This window comes from Streptomyces sp. NPDC001980 (genome assembly GCF_040296885.1).
Classification (GTDB): Bacteria; Actinomycetota; Actinomycetes; order Streptomycetales; family Streptomycetaceae; genus Streptomyces.
This window is the reverse complement of record NZ_JBEOYD010000050.1, coordinates 39,538-55,872: the sequence shown is the minus strand read 5'-3', so window position 1 is coordinate 55,872 and position 16,335 is coordinate 39,538. Positions and strand designations below refer to the sequence as shown.

Genomic DNA, 16,335 nt, shown 5'->3' with positions numbered 1-16,335 from the left:
CGCCCGCGCACCGCACCCCCCACGGCGCTAGCCGCGCCCCGCCGCCTTCTGGCTCTTGCGGGAGACGGAGTCGATGACGACCGCACCCAGCAGAACACCACCGGTGATCATGTACTGGATCGACGTGTTCATGTTCAGCAGGTCGAGACCGGTCTGGATGGACTGGATGACCAGCATGCCCAGGAGGGCGGACCAGACGGTACCGCGGCCACCGAACAGCGACGTACCACCGATGACGGCCGCCGCGATGGCGAGCATCAGCGTGTTGCCGCCACCGGCGTTGAGCGTCGCGCTCGCCGTCTGGCCGGCGAAGAACATGCCGCCGATCGCCGCGAAACCGCCGGAGATCGCGAACACGGTGATCCGGACCATCGGCACGCTGATACCCGCACGGCGGGCCGCCTCGATGCCGCCGCCGACCGCGAAGACCTTGCGGCCGTACGTGGTACGGCGCAGTACGAAGTCGACGATGACGAGCGACGCGAGGAAGATCACCAGCGCGTTGGAGACACCGGCCGCGTTGTTCAGCACGGCCGCCGCGGCGAAGGACGCCACCGCGAGGAGGCCGACGCGGATCAGGATCTCGCTGGTGGGACGGAACGGCACGCCCGCCGCCCGGCGCCGGCGCTGCTCGTTCAGCTGGCCCACGGCCGAGAGCACGACACCGAGGCCGGCCAGCAGGTAGGCGCCGATGATGGCCTGGTCCATGAAGAAGGAGCTCTGGCCGAGGAGGTTCACCGGGCCGCTGTCGGCCGGGATGTTGATCGTGCCGCTGGAGCCCAGCAGCCACAGCATCAGACCGTTCCAGCCGAGGAAGCCGGCCAGGGTGACCACGAACGCGGGTACGCCGATCTTCGCGAAGAACCAGCCGTGCAGCGCACCGATGCCGATGCCCGTGATGATCGTGAGGATCAGGGCCAGCCATTGGTTCATGCCGTGGTTGACCACGAAGACGGCGAACACCGTGGAGGCCAGACCGCTCACCGAGCCGACGGACAGGTCGATCTCGCCGAGCAGCAGCACGAACACCAGGCCGATGGCGAGCATGCCGGTGGCCGCGAGGAAGTAGCTGATGTTGGAGAGGTTGTCCGCGCTGAGGAACAGGCTGTTCTTCACCTGGAAGATGGTCCAGATGATGATCAGGCCGACGACCACCGGCAGCGAGCCCAGCTCGCCGCCCTTCACCCGGCGCGAGAACTCCGTGAGGTAGCCCTTGAAGCCCTCTTCACGGACCAGCAGCCGCGGGTCGACGACGGTGACCGGCGCGGCCGTCGGGTCGTCGGCGGGAGCGACCGTGGTCGGGGTCCCGGCCGCCTCGGTCTTGTCGAGCTGGGGCGACTCGTCGCCCTGCACGGTCTTGTTCGACGTCTCGCTCACTTTGCCGCCTCCGTGGTGCGTCGCTCGGAACGACGGGTCACGGCGTTGTCCGTGGCACCCGTGATCGCGGCGATGATCTCTTCCTGGCTGGTGCTCTTCACGGGGAAGAAACCGTTGTTCTTGCCCAGACGCAGCACGGCGACGGTGTCCGCGACCGCCTTGACGTCGGCCATGTTGTGGCTGATGAGGATGACGGCGAGGTTGCGCTCGCGCAGCCGCTCGACCAGGTCGAGGACCTGCGCGGTCTGCTCGACACCGAGGGCTGCGGTGGGCTCGTCGAGGATGACGACCTTGGGGTCGCCGATCAGGGCGCGGGCGATGGCCACGACCTGACGCTGGCCGCCGGAGAGGCTGGCGATCGGGATGCGCACGCTCGGGATGCGGATGGAGAGCGTGCTCAGCAGCTCGCGCGCCTGCTTCTCCATCGTCACCTCGTCGATGACGCCGCGGTGCAGCAGCTCACGGCCGAGGAAGAGGTTCCCCACCACGTCGAGGTTGTCGCAGAGCGCGAGGTCCTGGTAGACCGTCGCGACACCCAGCCCCTGGGCGTCGTGCGGCTTGTTGATGCTGACGGAGTTGCCCTCCCACTCGATGACGCCCTCATCGATGGGATGCACACCCGCGATCGTCTTGACCAGGGTCGACTTTCCTGCGCCGTTGTCGCCCACCAGGGCGACCACTTCTCCGGCGTGGACCTCCAGATCGACGTCGGTGAGTGCCTGGACCGCACCGAATCGCTTGGAGACTCCGCGCAACGCCAGCACGGGCGTAGCGGACACGTGAACCATCTCCTTCGCCGCCTGACCGGCGGGGATGCCGCGCTTGGTGATCAGGCGCGGAGGGTCGTGCGGTACCTCGGACTGTCGTCGGGGTACGCACGCGGTTTACAAGATGAACATGCGCGAATCCGCTGCGCTTGGCAACGGGTCCGTCCGACGCCCGCTCCGGCAGCGGGGTATGAAGGCCGGAGCGGGCGTCGGAGGGGTTTCGCGAGACCGCCGGACGGCCGGGGCACCTTGCGGAAGGGCCGGCGCGTCGGGCGGCCGGGGCCCGGGTGTCGTACTGCGACCACCCAGGCGCTGACGGCCGGAGCCTCACGGCTCCAGAGCGGGACTACTGGAGACCGGCGGCCTTGCAGGCCTTGGCGAACTCGCTGGTGCAGATGTCCGAGACGGTGTACAGACCGTCCTTGATCACCGTGTCCTTGATGTTGGCCTTGGTGACCGACACCGGGGTCAGCAGCTGCGAGGGCACCTTGTCGCCGGAACCGCTGGTCTGCGTGCCGGTGGCGAGCGAGGAGATGCTCTTGCCCTGCAGCAGGTCCACGGCGATGGTGGCGGCGGCGTCGGCCTCCGGCTTGAACGCCTTGTAGACGGTGGAGGACTGGGTGCCCGCGACGATGCGCTGGATGCCCGCGAGCTCCGCGTCCTGACCGGTCAGCGGGATGCCGCTGATGCCGGAGCCCTTGAGGGTGGTGGCGATGCCACCGGCCATGCCGTCGTTGGCGGAGTAGACGCCCGCGATGTTCTTGGCACCGAGCTGGGTGATGGCCGCCTTCATCTTCTGCGCGGCGACGGTGTCCTTCCACAGGCCGGACTGCTCGTAGGCGATGTCGACCTTGCCGTCGAGGGCCTTGTGCGCGCCCTGCTTGAACTGGCCGGCGTTCGGGTCGGCGTCGTCACCGTTGATCATGACGACCTTGGACTTGGTGGTCGCCTTGGAGCCGAGGGCGTCGAGCAGGGCCTGGCCCTGGAGCTCGCCGACCTTGACGTTGTCGAAGGAGACGTAGGCCGAGACCTTGCCCTGGGCGAGGCGGTCGTACGCGACGACCTTGACGCCCTTGGCCACGGCGGCGTCGATGGAGGACTTGATGGCCGCAGAGTCCTGGGCCGAGATCACGATGACCTTGACGCCCTTGGTCACCATGGTGCTGACCTGCTGGGCCTGCTTGGCAGCGTCACCGGCGGCGTTCGCGTAGTCGACCGTGCAGTCGGCACACAGCGACTTGACCTGCGCCTCGAAGTACGGGTGGTCGAACTTCTCGTAGCGCGCGGTCACGCTGTCGGGGAGCAGCAGGCCGATGGTCTTGCCACCGGAGGAGCTGCTGCTGCTCGAGTCGCTCTTCTTGTCGTCGCCGGCCTTGCCACAGGCGGCGACGGACAGCGCCATGGAAACCGCGGCGGTGCCGATCACGACTCTACGCATCGTTGCGTTCATTTGGGGGTGCCTCCCTGACAGGGCCGCAACGCTGCGGCCGAGGTGGCTCGAAGTCAACTCGGCCGCAAGTTCGACGTCAAGAAGTAAATACTTAACGAGATGGCAACGGCGCCATGCGTTCTCTAAGTGAAGACAGGTGCAACGGCGGGTACAGAACCGTCCAAAAGGGTCGAGTCGCCCATCTCGCTGAGTGCGAGAGCGAGCGCTCCGAGCACCTCGGCGCGGCCGCCGAGGGCCCCTGGAAGCACCGAGAGCTGGCGCGCCGCGCTGGGGATCGCATAGCGCCCCACGGACTCCCTGATGGGCCCCAGGACCAGCTCTCCGGCCTCGGCGAGGTCGCCGCCGAGGACCACCCGGCTCGGGTTCAGCAGGTTGCAGAGGTTGGCCACTCCGCTGCCGATGTGACGGCCGACGTCGCCGATCACGCGACGGCAGCCCGGGTCGCCGTCCCGGGCCAGCCGTACGACGCCCTCCATGGTCAGGTCGGGGCCGTGGCCGGGCTGGAGCAGTGGCAGCACGTAGCGGGCCGCCGCGAAGGTCTCCAGGCAGCCGCGGTTGCCGCAGCGGCAGACCGGGCCGGACTCGTCGAGTGTAATATGTCCTATTTCGCCGGCCGTGCCGCCGGGGCCCCGGTAGATCTTCCCGTTGATCACCAGACCGGCGCCGACACCGCTCGCGACCTTGATGTACGCGAGATCGCGGACGCCCTTGCCGCTGCCCCAGACCAGCTCGCCGAGGGCACCGAGGTTGGCGTCGTTGTCGACGTGCACGGGGACGCCGAGGCGGAGCCGGAGCTCCTCGGCGGGTCTCGCGCCGATCCAGCCGGGCAGGATGGCGCTGGAGCCGAGGGTGCCGGACTCGACGTCGATCGGGCCGGGGACGCCGACGCCCACGCCGGCGATCTTCGAGCGGTCCACGCCGGTCGCCGCGATCAGGCGGTTGACCAGCTCTTCCGCCCTGTCGAAGCCCTGGCTGGACGAGGCGTCCACGTCAAGGGGCTCGGACTCCTCGGCCAGCACCTGGTGGGCGAGGTTCCCGATCGCGACGCGCAGGTGGGTGTGGCCGAAGTCGACGCCGATGACGATGCCGGCGTCACCGCTCAGACTCACGCTGCGGGCCCTGCGGCCGCCCGCCGACGTGGGCGTGACCTCGACGGTTCCGCCGTCCTTGAGCTCGCGCACGATGTTGGAGACCGTCGCAGCCGACAGGCCGGTCGTGCGCGCGATCTCCGCCTGCGTGAGCGATCCGGCCAGACGTACGGCCCGTACGACACGTTCCAGGTTGGCTCGGTGCAGCGACGACTGCGACCCCGGAGTCTCCATCGACCCATCCACTCCCGCCATCGGAGGCGGCCACGGTGCCGCCAACGTGACCCAGGTCACCTCACTGAGACCGGGTCACTTACAAGTTATGAACTCCAAGCTCTGCTGAACGGGTTACCGCCGTCAAGTCCTTGACAGAAATCGTTGGCGGTTCGGGGGTCGCCTGAGGGACATGCGATGGACATGTCTAGGCCACTGGTCAGCAGGTTGGAGGGGGCGTGTGGAGTGTGGGGCGCGGCGCCGTCGTGGCTGGTCGCGCAGTTCGCCGCGCCCCTTGGGGCGCGGTCGTGGGCGCCCGATACAAGGGCGCCCTCTTTCGGGTTGCGAACGTTCGGGTTACTTCAGGGCGCCCGCCGTCAGACCCGCCACCACCTGGCGCTGGAAGATGATGTACGCCGCCAGGACCGGGAGCATCGCCATCACCAGGCCGGCGAAGAGGCCGGACCAGTCGCCCTTGTAGCCCTGGCTGACCGCCAGCTGGACCAGGCCCTGGGTGAGGACGTGTTTGTCCGGGTCCGTGTTGAGGACCGTCGGGAGCATGTACTGGTTCCACTGGCCGAGGAAGTTGAAGATCCCGACGCTGATCAGGCCGGGCTTGGCCATCGGCAGCATGATCTGGAAGAACGTGCGGGTGTGCGAGGCGCCGTCGACGAAGGCCGCCTCGGCCACGGACGTGGGCAGCGTGCGGAAGAACGCCGTGAGGAAGAAGACCGTGAACGGCAGCGAGTACGCGATGTAGACCAGGATCAGGCCGTGGATCGTGTTCAGCAGGCCCAGGTTGTTGACGACATAGAAGAGCGGGACCAGCGCGAGCATGATCGGGAAGCTCATGCCGCCGATGAAGAGGTAGTAGATGAAGCGGTTGCCCGGGAAGTCGAAGCGGGCCAGGACGTAGGCGGCCATCGAGCCGAGGACCAGGGTGCCGATGAGCGAGCCGCCGACCACCAGGACGGTGTTCAGGAAGTAGTCGCTCATGTTGGCGTCGGTCCAGGCCCGCGCCCAGTTCTCGAAGTGGAGCCGGTCGGGGAGCGCCCAGGGCGAGGTGAAGATGGACCGGTCGTCCTTGAAGGACGTCATCACCGCCCACAGCAGCGGTGTGACCACCATGACGGCCCAGATGACCAGGATGCCGTGCGAGAAGGCGTTGAGGACCCCGCCCTCGCGCTTCGGCCGGGGCTGCTTCGCCGCGGGGGGCTCGGCCTTGGTGACAGTGACGTCGGTCTCGGTCGTCGTCATCGCTTCAGTACTCCAGCCGCTCGCGACGGCCCAGCCGCATCACGACCGCCGCGAAGGCGAGCGTGACGACCAGCAGGGCGACGCCGATGGTGGTGGCGTAGGCGGCCTGACCGTCCCGGAACGCCTTCTGGTACACGTACAGGACCATGACGGTCGTCGAGTAGTCGGGGCCGCCCGGTCCCGTCGTCATGATCTGTACGACTGCGAACGACTCGGCGCCGAGCGCGAGGATGCCCATGTACACCCAGCCGGACTGCACGGTGTCCCACAGCAGCGGCAGGGTGAGGCGGAAGAAGGTGGTGGCGCGGCCGGCGCCGTCGAGCAGGGCGGCCTCGTAGAGATCCGCGGGGATGGACGCCATGCCCGCCGAGAAGAGGACCACGAAGAAACCGACCGTGGACCAGACCAGTACGGCCATCACGCACCACAGGGCGAGGCTCGGGTCGCCCAGCCAGAGCGGCTGGATATTGTCCAGACCAATTCCGCGGAGCAGTGAATTGATCGCACCGCTGTCGGGGTTGTAGGCGAAGGCGAACAGCAGCGAGACGATCGCGATCGACAGCACCTGCGGGAAGAAGTAGACGATCTTGTAGAAGGAAGAGCCCCGGACCCCGGAGATGACCGGGCCGCCCTTCCTTCTCCGGCCGCCCACATTGATCATGAAGGCGAAGAACAGCGCCAGGCTGATCGTCACCAGCGGCAGCACGATCGCGAACATCAAGCTGTGCTGCAAGGACTTCCAGAAGACGTCGTCGTGCAGCATCCTCCGGTAATTGTCCAGGCCGACCATCTTGAATTCGGGGCTCAGGCCGGTCCAGTCCGTGAACGAGTAGTAGATGGACTGGATGAACGGCCACACCACGAAGAGCGCGTACAGTCCGAGGGGCAACGCGAGAAACCCCACGATGAACCGGTACTTGCCGTGCTGCATCGCCACTCCGGTGCCGAGACGGTTTCTGGTTACTGGTGCTTGTAGTGCTTGATCGAGGTGTCCTTGGCGGCCTCGTCGGCGAAGCCCTGGATCTTCTTGACAGCCTCCGCCGGGGTGAGCCGGCCGGCCATCATCTCGCCGAGGCCGGCGACCCCGATCTTCTCCTTCTGGAGCTGCACGTACCAGTCCTGGAGCCGCGGGTTGACCACGTTCGACCCGGCCAGCTTGAGCGCCGCCACACCGGAGGTGAGGCCCGGGGTGAGGCTGATGCCGTCGGTGCCGCCGTTGTACGCCGTCAGCGACTTCACCTTCGTCGTGAAGTTCTTCGAGGACGCCTCGCTGAGCATGATGCGCAGCTGCTCCATGCCGCCCTGGGCGTTCGCCGCCTTGGCCGGGACGACGAAGGGCTCGCCGCCCGAGGCCCAGATGGTGCCGAACGGCATCTTGTCGTTCTTGTCGATGCCGGTGGGCGCGGAGACGGCGAGGTTGAAGTCGGAGGGGATGACGTTCGCCGACTCGTTCTCCACCCAGGAGCCGTTCGGGATGAACAGCGCCTTGCCCTGCGCCCAGGCGGTCTGCGACTGGATGTGGTCGAGGCCGGGGGTGCCCTTGAGGATGTAGCCCTTCTTGTAGAGCTCGTAGTAGGCCTCGAAACACGCCTTGACGGCCGGGTGCTTCCAGGCGTTGGGCTCCAGGTTGTCGATCGCGTCCAGGACCTCGACGCCGCCGACCTTGCCGATCATCGGGTAGAGCGAGAAGGGGATGTAGTACGGGTACTTGCCGGCGTACGTCCAGCCGGCCATGCCCTTCTTCTTGGCCTTCTCGCAGACGGCGATCATCTGGTCCCAGGTCTGCGGGTACTCCGCGTCGAGCGAGTCCAGGGCCTTCTGCGAGTACCAGACGCCGTAGACCGTGTAGGCGTAGTACATGATCCAGACCGGGTCGCCGTCGAACTGGCCCATCTCGACGATGCCGGGGCGCAGCGTGTCGCGGACCTTCTTGTTCGGGTCGTCGTACGACGGGGCGTCGAGGAGCGGGGTGAGGTCGGCCAGCTGGTTCTTGCCGACGAGCACACCCATGTCCATCTGCTCGGCGCCGGAGTTGTCGATGAGGTCCGGCGGGGTGCCCTGGTTGAAGCGCGGCTGGAGGGTGGACTGGATCTTCTGGGTGGCGGAGAACTTGACCTTGGCCTTCGGGAAGTCCTTCTCGTAGATCTTCACCGCGTCCTCGGCGTACTCCTTGCCGAAACCGCCGTCGAAGAGGACGAATTCCATCTGCGCGGTGTCGTTGACACCCAGCGGGTTCTTGGCCGTCTTCTTGCCGGCCTTGTCCTTGGACTGGCCGCCGCCACCACTGCTGGCGCAGGCGGAGAGGAATCCGACGGTGGGGACCGAAATCAGGCCGAGTGCGGCCGAACGCTTGATCAGATCGCGACGGCCGACACCCTCGGAACCGTGGGCTGCTGCGGAATCGGAACCGGGGTTCGCTGCGGAAGTGGATCCCATGCTCAAGTCCTCGCCTTCTCCAGGACTCAGGCGGTGAACCGGATCCTCCCCGGCACCGCGGTCGGGTAGTGCTGGGTCGTGCAGGAAGTCATGCGGGAAACGCCGACAGGTATAGTCCACTTCCCGTCAGCGGGGCAAGATCGAATGCAAGGTTGGCCACGGGTCTTTTCCTAGTTGAGACCTGTCGGAAATATGAGCGATCTCTGTACGCCTTGCCGGAAAAAGAGCCGACATACACCCCTGAATGCCGCACCCAACACCCTTGACATCACGGGCCACTTGACCACCTACTGGTTCCTGCGCCACGCAGCTGACAACGTTGTCTCATGTGGCAGGGAGGGTACCCGTTGTGATGCAGCGGAGAACGCAGCGAAGAACAGGACACGGATCTGGTACGGCGGTCGTGATCGCGGCCGCCGTAGTCATGACCCTGGGCTCCCAGGGGGCCGCGGTCGCTCTGCCGGTCAAGGCACCGGCCGCCGCGACGCAGTTCGCATCCTCGTTCGAGTCTGGCGATCCGTCACCGGACTGGACCGACACCGTGGATACCGACCCGAGCGGCGCCCCGCGCGCCTCCGGGGTGGACGGCGGCTACAGCACCGGCATCCCCGGCAACGTCACCGACCACGTGACCGACGTACGGGCGAGCGGCGAGAACACCGGCGCGGGCGAGGTCAAGGAGAACCTCGTCGACGGGGAGTCGGGCACCAAGTGGCTCACCTTCGAGCCCACCGGCTGGGTCGAGTTCGACTTCGACAAGCCCATCAAGCTGGTGACCTACGCCCTCACCTCGGCGAACGACTACGGCGAGCGCGACCCCAAGGACTGGACCCTGCAGGGCTCGACGGACGGCAAGGACTGGAAGACCGTCGACACCCGGACCGACGAGGCCTTCACGGAGCGGTTCCAGACCAAGTCGTACGACCTCGCCGCGCCCGCCGAGTACCAGCACTTCCGGCTCGACGTCACGAAGAACAACGGCGCCCCGGACATCCTCCAGATCGCCGACCTGCAGTTCTCCACGGGCGGCAGCGGCGGTCCGGTGCCCCAGGACATGCTCTCGCTGGTCGACAAGGGCCCGAGCGGCTCGCCGACCGCGAAGGCACGGGCCGGGTTCACCGGAACGCACGCCCTGCGCTACGCCGGACGGCACACGGCGGCCGGCCGGGCGTACTCGTACAACAAGGTCTTCGACGTGAACGTGAAGGTCGGCCGCGACACACAGCTCGCGTACCGGATCTTCCCCTCGATGGCCGACGGCGACCTCGACTACGACGCCACCAACGTGGCGGTGGACCTGGCCTTCACGGACGGCACCTATCTGAGCGACCTCGGGGCCGTCGACCAGCACGGGTTCGCGCTCTCGCCGCGCGGACAGGGCACGTCGAAGGCGCTGTACGTCAACCAGTGGAACAACATCTCGTCGGTGATCGGTTCGGTCGCGGCCGGCAAGACGGTCGACCGGATCCTGGTGGGCTACGACTCCCCCGCCGGGCCGGCCAAGTTCCGCGGCTGGATCGACGACGTGTCCCTGAAGCCGGTGGCCCCCGGGAAGCCCAAGGCGCATCTGTCCGACTACGCGCTGACCACCCGCGGCACCAACTCCAGCGGCAGCTTCTCGCGCGGCAACAACTTCCCGGCGACGGCCCTGCCGCACGGCTTCAACTTCTGGACACCGGTGACCAACGCGTCCTCGGAGAGCTGGCTGTACGAGTACGCCCGTGCGAACAACGACGCCAACCTGCCGACGATCCAGGCATTCAGCGCGAGCCATGAGCCGAGCCCCTGGATGGGCGACCGGCAGACCTTCCAGCTGATGCCGTCCGCCGCCTCCGGCACCCCGGACACCGGCCGGGAGGCCCGCGAGCTGGCCTTCCGGCACGAGAACGAGACCGCGCGGCCGTACTACTACGGGGTCAGGTTCGAGAACGGCCTCAAGGCCGAGATAACGCCGACCGACCACGCGGCCGCGCTGCGCTTCACCTACCCGGGCGACGACGCGAGCGTCATCTTCGACAACGTGACCGAGCAGGCGGGCCTGACCCTCGACAAGGAGCACGGGATCGTCACCGGCTACTCGGATGTGAAGTCCGGGCTGTCGACGGGCGCGACCCGCCTCTTCGTCTACGGCGTCTTCGACAAGCCCGTGACGGGCGGCGACTCCAGCGGGGTCAAGGGCTACCTGCGCTTCGACGCCGGCTCCGACCACACCGTCACGCTCCGCCTGGCCACCTCCCTGATCAGCGTCGACCAGGCCAAGGACAACCTGCGTCAGGAGATCCCCGACGGCACCTCCTTCGACACGGTGAAGGCGCAGGCCCGGAAGGTCTGGGACAAGCTGCTCGGCAAGGTGGAGGTGGAGGGTGCCACGGCCGACCAGCTGACCACCCTCTACTCCAGCATGTACCGGCTGTACCTGTACCCCAACTCCGGTTTCGAGAAGGTCGGTTCCACGTACCAGTACGCCTCCCCGTTCTCGCCGATGACCAGCCAGGACACCCCGACGCACACCGGCGCGAAGATCGTGGACGGCAAGGTGTATGTCAACAACGGCTTCTGGGACACGTACCGCACGACCTGGCCCGCGTACTCCCTCCTGACACCCGGTCAGGCCGGTGAGATGGTCGACGGGTTCGTGCAGCAGTACAAGGACGGCGGCTGGACCTCGCGCTGGTCCTCCCCCGGGTACGCCGACCTGATGACCGGCACCTCCTCGGACGTGGCGTTCGCGGACGCCTACGTCAAGGGCGTGACGTTCGACGCGAAGGCGGCGTACGAGGCGGCCCTGAAGAACGCGACCGTCGTACCGCCCTCCTCGGGCGTCGGCCGCAAGGGCATGTCCACCTCCCCCTTCCTCGGCTACACCAGCGACGACACCCGCGAGGGCCTGTCCTGGGCGATGGAGGGGTACGTCAACGACTACGGCATCGCCGAGATGGGCAAGGCGCTCTACAAGAAGACGGGCGAGAAGCGCTACAAGGAGGAGTCGGACTACTTCCTCAACCGCGCCCAGGACTACGTGGACCTCTTCGACTCCAAGGCCGGCTTCTTCCAGGGCAAGGACGCCCAGGGCGACTGGCGGGTGGACTCGTCGTCGTACGACCCGCGCGTGTGGGGCTACGACTACACCGAGACCAACGGCTGGGGTTACGCCTTCACCGCCCCGCAGGACAGCCGGGGCCTCGCCAACCTGTACGGCGGCCGGTCCGGCCTCGCCGACAAGCTGGACGAGTTCTTCGCGACGCCCGAGACGGCCTCTCCCGACTTCGTCGGCTCCTACGGCGGGGTCATCCACGAGATGACCGAGGCCCGGGACGTCCGGATGGGCATGTACGGCCACTCCAACCAGGTCGCCCACCACGTCATCTACATGTACGACGCGGCCGGCGAGCCCTGGAAGGCGCAGGCCTACGTCCGTCAGGCACTCTCCCGCCTCTACCTCGGCAGCGAGATCGGCCAGGGCTACCACGGCGACGAGGACAACGGCGAGCAGTCGGCCTGGTACCTCTTCTCCGCCCTCGGCTTCTACCCGCTGGTGATGGGCAGCGGCGACTACACGATCGGCTCCCCGCTGTTCAAGAAGGCGACGGTCCACCTGGAGAACGGCCACGACCTGGTGATCAAGGCCCCGCAGAACAGCGCGAAGAACGTCTACGTGCAGAGTGTCCGCGTCAACGGCCGCACCTGGACGTCGACTTCACTCCCCCACTCCCTCATCTCCAAGGGCGGCGTCATCGACTTCACGATGGGCCCGAAGCCGTCGAACTGGGGCACCGGCAAGGACGCCGCCCCGGTCTCGATCACCAAGGACGACAAGGTCCCGACCCCGCGCGCGGACGTCCTGCAGGCCGACGGCTCCCTGTTCGACAACACCTCGGCGACCGAGGAGACGGTGACGTCGGTGGACCTGCCGGTGACCAGGTCGGCCAAGGGCATCCAGTACACCCTCACCTCACCGTCGGACCACACGAAGGCCCCGACGGGCTGGACCCTCCAGGCGTCGACGGACGGCACGAACTGGCAGACCGTGGACAAGCGTGCCGGTGAGTCCTTCGACTGGGACCTGCAGACACGGGCATTCACGATCCAGAAGCCCGGCGCGTACACGCACTACCGGCTCGTCCTGGACAGTGAATCGACCCTGGCGGAGGTGGAGTTGCTGGCCTGAGGCCGCGGCACGGAGAGGGGGGCGGGCCCGTTCGGGGCCGCCCCCCTCTGGTATTCAGCGGTCAGCCGGTGGCGAGGGTGAACACGTGCAGATCGCTGTTCTCGGGCAGCCGGACGCTCCTGACGGTCCTGCCGGCCGGCGCCGTGAACGGCTTGGTCGCGAAGACGTAGGTGGCCACCGGGTCCTTGTCCGCGCCGGCCACGTTCCGGTACGCGGTTCTCGCCACGATCCCGTTGCCGTACTGGACGGTGCCGCCTCCGCCGCCGATGGTCCAGTCGGTGAAGGAGAGGTCGACGGTGCCGGTGGTGCCGTCGGTGTAGATGACGGTCGCCTGGGCGGACTGGTTGCCGTTGGTGGCGCTGCCGAGGAAGGACAGCGCGGTGGCGGGGGTGGGGAGTTCGATGGTCTGGGCGGTGGCCGTCGCGTTGTCGGGGCGGCCTGCCGGGGCGTTCGGCCAGGTGTAGGCGAGGCCGTCCACCGTGCCCTCGGTGCCCGCGGTGAGGCCCGCCGCCGCGAGGGCCTGGCGGGAGTAGCTCCAGCCGCCGCCGTCGAAGTCGGCCTCGTCGTGGTCGCCGGAGTCGTCCGAGATGCCGGTGTTGGAGTAGGACGCGAGGAGGGTGCCGGGTGCGGCGACGGTGAGGGCGACGGGCTGGACGTAGGAGGAGTCGGCCGAGGTGACGGTGACCTTCGCGTCGTAGTAGCCCTGCGGGGTGCCCACCGTGGTGGCGAGGGTGATCTGCCGGGAACCACCGGTGATCGTTCCCTCCGCGGGGGTGGCCGTGACGCCGTCCGGTGTCTCGACGCGGAAGCGCACCTCGGGGCCGCTGCCGCCGGACAGGGACAGGGCGCGGACGGTGAGCGTCGTACTGTCGCCGGGGGCGATCGTCGCCGTCGTCGGACCGACCCCGATCTGGTACGGCTGCTCGCCCTCCCGGAAGGACGGGGGCGGGGTGCTGGTACCCCAGGTGCGGTTCGGGGTCGCGGCGAGGGTGTAGTCGAGGCGGCCGCCGTCGCGGACGACGGAGCTGTCGAGCCAAGGGCGGTCGCTGGTGCGGCCGTCGACTTTCAGGGACTGGATGTACGGGGCGTCGGCGGCCGCTCCCGGCGCGTGGATCGAGATGTCGTTTCCGTTCGGACGGTCGATCTCCACGCGCTCGAACAGGGGTGAGGCGAGGACGAGTTCGGCGCGGGACGGGACCTGCGGGTACATGCCGAGCGCCGAGAAGACGTACCAGGAGGACATCGCGCCCAGGTCGTCGTTGCCGGGGATGCCGCCGGGCTGTGTCGACCAGAGCTGTGTCATCGCCGCGCGGACGGTCTCCTGTGTCTTGTAGGGCGCGCCGGCGTAGTCGTACAGGTAGGGCACGTTGAGCGAGGGCTCGTTGTCCAGCTCGGACTTGTCGCCGCCGCTGCCGGTGAAGGCCCAGCTGCCGTCGCTGTTGTGGAAGAAGGTGTCAAGGCGGGCGAGAGCCTTGTCGGTGCCGCCCATCGCGGCGAAGAGCCCGGCCGGGTTGTGCTGGACCATCCAGGTGTACTGGGCGGCGGTGCCCTCCACGAACCCGTTGCCGGTGCTTGGGGTGAAGCCGGTGACCCAGCTGCCGTCGGCCTTGCGGTTGGCGATGTAGCCGCCGGTCGCGTCGGCGGCGACGTCGAAGTTGTTCTGCCACCACTGGGAACGGTCGGCGAAGGCGGCCGCGGTCTCCTTCTTCCCCGCCGCCGCGGCGAGTTGGGAGAGGGAGAAGTCGGCCGTGGACATCTCCAGGGTCTCGGCGGCGCCGCCCCAGGCGTTCGACACGGACGGCATGTAGTGGTTGGTCACGTACTTGTCGAGGGAGGGCCGTTGGCCGACCGACAGGACCGGCTTTCCGGCCGCGGACAGGTCCTGTGCCGTCGGGACCGTCGCCGCCTTCACCAGCGAGTCCAGCGCGCCCTTCAGGTCGAAGTCGGTGCCGCCGAAGGCACGGATGCCGGCGAGGGCGGTCGGTGACGGGTCGCCGTTCATGACGTGGGTGCCGCTCGCGCCGTGCAGCCAGCGGTCCCAGACCCCGCCGTTCTGCCGGGCGAGTTCGTAGAGCGACTGGGCGATGTCCGAGCCGGTCCGCGGGTCCAGGAGGGTGAGCAGCTGGACCTGGTCGCGGTAGACGTCCCAGCCGGAGAAGGTGCCGTACTGCGCCCGGTGGCCGCGCGCGACCCGGTGTACCTTGCCGTCGCTGCCCCGGTAGCGGCCGTCGGCGTCGCTGATGACGTTCGGGTGGAAGAGCGAGTGGTAGAGCGCGGTGTAGAAGGTGGTGCGGTCGGTGTCCGTGCCGCCGCCGACGCGGATGGCGTCGAGGCGGTCCCGCCAGGCGCGGTGGGCCGCGTCGCGGACGGCGTCGAAGGAGCGCCGCGGCGGGTTCTCCGCCCGCAGGTTCGCCTCGGCGGCGTCCTGACTGACGTACGAGATACCGACCTTGACGTTCACCGGGCCCGAGCCGGGCGCGAACTGGACGTATCCACCGGCCCCCTTGCCGGTGACGGGCCGCCCGCCGTTCGCCGAGAAGCCGCCGGTGCCACCGGACGCGGTGGTCGAACCCGGGCTCAGCCTGTCGTCCTGCCAGGTGCCGGTGGCGGTGAAGGCACGGTCGAAGTGCGCGGTGAAGTAGACGGTGTAGTAGGAGCGTTGGCCCTCGGGGTCGAGGTAGCCGCAGAAGTCGCCGGAGGTGACCGAGCCGGAAACGGTGCGCGTGTCCGGGTCGATGGTCACCGTCGAATCGGCCGACCCCACCTCGGAGTTGGCGGTGCGGATCAGCAGGGAGGCCGGTTTGCCGGCCGGGTAGGTGAAGCGGGCCGAGCCGGTGCGGGTGGTCGCGGTGAGGTCGGCGGTGACGCCGGAGGCGAGGCCCACCTGGTAGTGGCCGGGCTCGGCGGTCTCGTCGGCGTGGCTGAAGTCCGAGGCGTAGACGGCGTCCTTGGTGTCGCTCGCAGGGGATGAGGTGACCTCGCCCGCGTACGGGAAGAACGGGATGTCGCCGCTGCCGCCCGCGCAGCCGGTGCCGGACATGTGGGTCAGGCTGAAGCCGCGGATGCGGGTGGCGTCGTACTGGTAGCCGCCCGGTGCCGCCGTTCTCGTCGCGTCGCCTCTGGTGTTCTCCGGACTCCAGGAGAGCATGCCGAACGGCACGACGGCGCCCGGGAAGGTGTTGCCGCCGTTCCTGCTGCCGATCAGCGGATCGACGTACGCCGTGGGGTCCTTGACCAGTTCGGGTGGTGCGCTCGCGGTGGCCGCGAGGGCGGGGGTGGCGCCGCCGGCCGCGAGTACCGCGGCCAGCAGCAGGGACATGGGTCGGAAACGCATGACGCGGCCCTTCCTCCTCCGGACGGGTCGCGCACCACAGGTCGCACAAGCCGCAGGGACAGTAACGTGCGCCACCGCTACCACGGAAGACCGCGCATGCCTCGGACGGCACGGCCCCGGTTCACCCGGTCGGGCGATCCGAAGTGGGTTGACATCGTTGTCGGTTGGGGCGGTAGAGTCATGTACAGACCATGAGACAACGTTGTCGCCCGTCACGGCGTCGACACAAGCCGCACAGCAGACAC

The 16,335-nt window shown here is 68.1% G+C and carries 9 protein-coding genes; 1 reads left to right on the top strand and 8 read right to left on the bottom strand.

Annotated features, from left to right (window positions below):
• Positions 1-27: 27 nt before the first annotated feature.
• The 7 genes from ABT137_RS44155 to ngcE all read right to left on the bottom strand — a co-directional run bounded on the left by ABT137_RS44155 (position 28) and on the right by ngcE (position 8,588).
• A complete protein-coding gene (locus tag ABT137_RS44155; RefSeq protein ID WP_351718145.1) occupies positions 28-1,353 on the bottom strand; it encodes a sugar ABC transporter permease in 1,326 nt (441 codons plus the stop codon).
• Between the two features lie 20 nt (positions 1,354-1,373).
• Complete coding sequence (locus ABT137_RS44150) at positions 1,374-2,165, bottom strand: ATP-binding cassette domain-containing protein (protein ID WP_093498532.1); 792 nt, start codon at positions 2,163-2,165, stop codon at positions 1,374-1,376.
• A 325-nt stretch (positions 2,166-2,490) separates the two neighbouring features.
• On the bottom strand, positions 2,491-3,582 hold the full coding sequence (locus ABT137_RS44145) for a sugar ABC transporter substrate-binding protein (protein WP_351718121.1): 1,092 nt from the start codon (positions 3,580-3,582) through the stop codon (positions 2,491-2,493).
• Positions 3,583-3,716: 134 nt separating this feature from the next.
• Entirely contained in the window at positions 3,717-4,916 is a 1,200-nt protein-coding gene (locus tag ABT137_RS44140) for an ROK family transcriptional regulator (RefSeq protein ID WP_293993554.1), read from the bottom strand.
• 336 nt (positions 4,917-5,252) lie between these two features.
• Positions 5,253-6,152 carry a carbohydrate ABC transporter permease gene (locus ABT137_RS44135; RefSeq protein WP_351718119.1) on the bottom strand — a complete coding sequence of 300 codons (900 nt, stop codon included), beginning with the start codon at positions 6,150-6,152 and terminating at the stop codon, positions 5,253-5,255.
• A gap of 4 nt (positions 6,153-6,156) precedes the next feature.
• Entirely contained in the window at positions 6,157-7,083 is a 927-nt protein-coding gene (locus tag ABT137_RS44130) for a carbohydrate ABC transporter permease (protein ID WP_351718117.1), read from the bottom strand.
• A 29-nt stretch (positions 7,084-7,112) separates the two neighbouring features.
• Positions 7,113-8,588 carry an N-acetylglucosamine/diacetylchitobiose ABC transporter substrate-binding protein gene (ngcE, locus tag ABT137_RS44125; protein ID WP_351718115.1) on the bottom strand — a complete coding sequence of 492 codons (1,476 nt, stop codon included), beginning with the start codon at positions 8,586-8,588 and terminating at the stop codon, positions 7,113-7,115.
• Between the two features lie 424 nt (positions 8,589-9,012).
• Between ngcE and ABT137_RS44120 the strand changes: the two genes are divergently transcribed.
• Complete coding sequence (locus tag ABT137_RS44120; protein ID WP_351718143.1) at positions 9,013-12,756, top strand: GH92 family glycosyl hydrolase; 3,744 nt, start codon at positions 9,013-9,015, stop codon at positions 12,754-12,756.
• A gap of 61 nt (positions 12,757-12,817) precedes the next feature.
• Here ABT137_RS44120 and ABT137_RS44115 read toward each other — a convergent pair whose 3' ends face one another.
• A complete protein-coding gene (locus ABT137_RS44115) occupies positions 12,818-16,090 on the bottom strand; it encodes a GH92 family glycosyl hydrolase (RefSeq protein ID WP_351718113.1) in 3,273 nt (1,090 codons plus the stop codon).
• Positions 16,091-16,335: the final 245 nt, after the last annotated feature.